Origin of the sequence: Microcystis sp. LE19-195.1E (assembly GCF_027532095.1) — a bacterium.
Taxonomy (GTDB): domain Bacteria; phylum Cyanobacteriota; class Cyanobacteriia; order Cyanobacteriales; family Microcystaceae; genus Microcystis; species Microcystis aeruginosa.
Genome location: NZ_JAPZSZ010000156.1, coordinates 1 through 2,005, shown reverse-complemented (window position 1 = coordinate 2,005; position 2,005 = coordinate 1). Strand labels below are relative to the sequence as shown.

Annotated in this window: 3 protein-coding genes; 2 read left to right on the top strand and 1 reads right to left on the bottom strand. The window is 42.8% G+C overall.

The annotated features are described in order from the left end of the window. The first annotated feature begins 214 nt into the window (after nt 1-214). Both O9300_RS09210 and O9300_RS09205 read left to right on the top strand, forming a co-directional pair. On the top strand, nt 215-688 hold the full coding sequence (locus O9300_RS09210; protein WP_287733091.1) for a type II toxin-antitoxin system VapC family toxin: 474 nt from the start codon (nt 215-217) through the stop codon (nt 686-688). 2 nt (nt 689-690) lie between these two features. Next, a complete protein-coding gene (locus O9300_RS09205) occupies nt 691-918 on the top strand; it encodes a hypothetical protein (protein ID WP_004268635.1) in 228 nt (75 codons plus the stop codon). Nucleotides 919-1,186: 268 nt separating this feature from the next. Here O9300_RS09205 and O9300_RS09200 read toward each other — a convergent pair whose 3' ends face one another. Continuing rightward, nucleotides 1,187-1,513, bottom strand: coding sequence for a DUF433 domain-containing protein (locus O9300_RS09200; protein WP_004268636.1), 327 nt, complete (start codon nt 1,511-1,513; stop codon nt 1,187-1,189). Between the last annotated feature and the right edge of the window lie 492 nt (nt 1,514-2,005).

Below are 2,005 nucleotides of genomic sequence, written 5' to 3'. Positions count from 1 at the left end.
CTATCGGTGAAACCGTAGATTTTTTATCCGAATGCTTCGCCCCTACAGGACGCGGGCCGATGAAGACGCAAGGTTTTGAAGCACGATTCTCTCAAAATCTTGCACCTGTTTCGCGAGAAAAGCCACAAAACCCTTACCTTGCCTACATTTCACCTTTATTCAGCAAGCCCTAAATAGGGTATGATGGACGTTGGATAGATTTTCTCCTATTGCCGTGAGCGAAAGCGTCTATATTGAAACCAGTATCTTAGGCTACCTAACTGCTCGACCCAGCAGAGATATTATTGTGGCGGCTAATATTGAGATAACGAGGGAATGGTGGGAATTTCGTCGAAACGACTTTATTCTGTACACTTCCGAGGCTGTCCTAGAGGAAGTAACTAAAGGAGATACAGCGATCGCCTCCGAAAGGCTGGATATTTTGCGTGATTTTCCCTTGTTAGCATTGAACGAAGCTGCACAAGGTTTGGCTAAACAATTCTTAACCCGCAGTAATCTGCCTCCAAAAGCGAAAGTTGACGCGATCCACATTGCCGCCGCAACTGTCCACGGTATGGATTATCTGTTAACGTGGAACTGTAAGCATATTGCTAATGCTCAAATTCAGAGAAAATTGGCAGAGATCAGCATTGATTTTGGATACGAGTTACCGATTCTTTGTACACGCAACCAACTGTTAGGAGGTTGATTATGTTTCATGATGAGATCGTCGAAGAGATCCACCGAATCCGTGAAGAGTATGCCAAGTCCTTCAACTATGACTTGGATGCAATCTTTGCAGATCTACGCAAGAAGCAAGCGGAAAGTGGCAGAGAAGTTGTCACCTTGTCGCGAAAACCGGGTCTAGCAAAACGTTGGAGCGGACGACCGAAAGATATTGGTGATGATACAATGGATACCAGTCGCCGCTCAAGTTAGAATGGGATGACGAAGTAAAAGCTTTTTCGGCAAATTGTCCCCAATTAAATTATCAACTTTAGAGCATTGCTGGCCTCAGATATCTTAGGGTGCGTCCCAGGCAGCTTTTGCCTTTTTGAAAGCAGTTTAATCTAATACTAAATCCGTTGAGTATAGGCTACATATCAGGAGAGGCAACAGACAACAGGCAACAGGCAACAGGCAACAGACAACAGGCAAAACGGAGAATAAATAATCAGTTTTTAATAAGCGGATTTAGTATCATCCCCTAAACTGCCTGATTCTGCTCAATGAGTAAATCAATCTCATCTTCATGAGCCGCCGCATATACCCAAGCATTGGCTAAATCCGTAGCCTTAATAGTCGGATAACTTGTTAATAAATCAGCATCACTATAACCAAGACGACGAGCTTCTACTAACACCCAAACTGGAATTCTTGTATTGGCAATGCAGGCTTGTCCACCACAAACTTTAGGCGTTTTCTCAATTCCCTGCCAATTACCACCAAGACTTTGAGCGAGTAACTGGATTACCTGCACTTTTTCCCTAGGTTTGAGGGCAAGAAGTTGCTCTTCTAACTCTTTGATGATCACAGGCTTAAATCCCCATAAAGTTTTGGCCAATTATCCTCAATCATTTTACCAGAAAATTTGGGTTGAAAAACTCCCACTTTTAGTAGAGTCTAGGGTGCGTGTTTGCGGCTATCAATTCGGTCAAAAAACTCAAATTAACAATCCGCCGTAACGCACCACCTTTATCATTCGGGTTGCGTGTGTCTCCCCAGGAGTTTAACCCTCTGTTCTTTTGCTCTTTTGCCCTTTGTCTCCCGCCTAGCGACGGGTCGATTTTTTTGAGAAAATTGAGGTAATGTTAATTTTTAACTACTTAGGGCTGGCTGAATAAATCTAATACTAAATCCAGTTATTAAAGACTGATTATTTATCCCCCCTTTTGCCTTTTGCATGAGTGCCTTTTGCCTGTCTTGATATGTAGCCTATACTCAACGGATTTAGTATAAAAACCTTGTTGGATAACACTTTTAGACCTTTGGGAAATCAAAAAGTACCGGATATGGGAGTGATCGG